Origin of the sequence: Bacillus cereus group sp. MYBK108-1, assembly GCF_051917185.1 — a bacterium.
In the GTDB taxonomy this organism is placed as follows: Bacteria; Bacillota; Bacilli; order Bacillales; family Bacillaceae_G; genus Bacillus_A; species Bacillus_A cereus.
This window is the reverse complement of record NZ_JBQAHZ010000071.1, coordinates 1-522: the sequence shown is the minus strand read 5'-3', so window position 1 is coordinate 522 and position 522 is coordinate 1. Positions and strand designations below refer to the sequence as shown.

Sequence of the window (522 nt, the reverse complement as noted above, 5' to 3'; positions counted from 1 at the left end):
CCTTTTTGGAGCCAGCCGCCTAAGGTGGGACAGATGATTGGGGTGAAGTCGTAACAAGGTAGCCGTATCGGAAGGTGCGGCTGGATCACCTCCTTTCTATGGAGAATTGATAAGCGCTGCTTATCAATATAAGTTTCCGTGTTTCGTTTTCGTTTAGTTTTGAGAGTTCAATTCAGTATTGACTCTTAAATGAGGATATGATATAAATAAATCCTGCAATTTGTATGGGCCTATAGCTCAGCTGGTTAGAGCGCACGCCTGATAAGCGTGAGGTCGATGGTTCGAGTCCATTTAGGCCCACCATACATTTTGGGGCCTTAGCTCAGCTGGGAGAGCGCCTGCCTTGCACGCAGGAGGTCAGCGGTTCGATCCCGCTAGGCTCCACCAAAAAGCTATTTTAAATAGCAAATGGTATGTTCTTTGAAAACTAGATAACAGTGTAGCTCATATTTTTTAATTTTTAGTTTGGTTAAGTTAGAAAGGGCGCACGGTGGATGCCTTGACACTAGGAGTCGATGAAGG

Annotated in this window: 2 tRNA genes and 1 rRNA gene; all 3 read left to right on the top strand. The window is 45.2% G+C overall.

Going from position 1 to position 522, the window contains the following annotated elements:
* Window positions 1-96, top strand: a 16S ribosomal RNA gene (locus ACTFSL_RS31120); the annotation flags it as partial.
* A 130-nt stretch (window positions 97-226) separates the two neighbouring features.
* A tRNA-Ile gene (locus tag ACTFSL_RS31115) sits at window positions 227-303 on the top strand.
* A gap of 8 nt (window positions 304-311) precedes the next feature.
* Window positions 312-387: transfer RNA gene (locus tag ACTFSL_RS31110), tRNA-Ala, on the top strand.
* The last annotated feature ends 135 nt before the right edge of the window (window positions 388-522 follow it).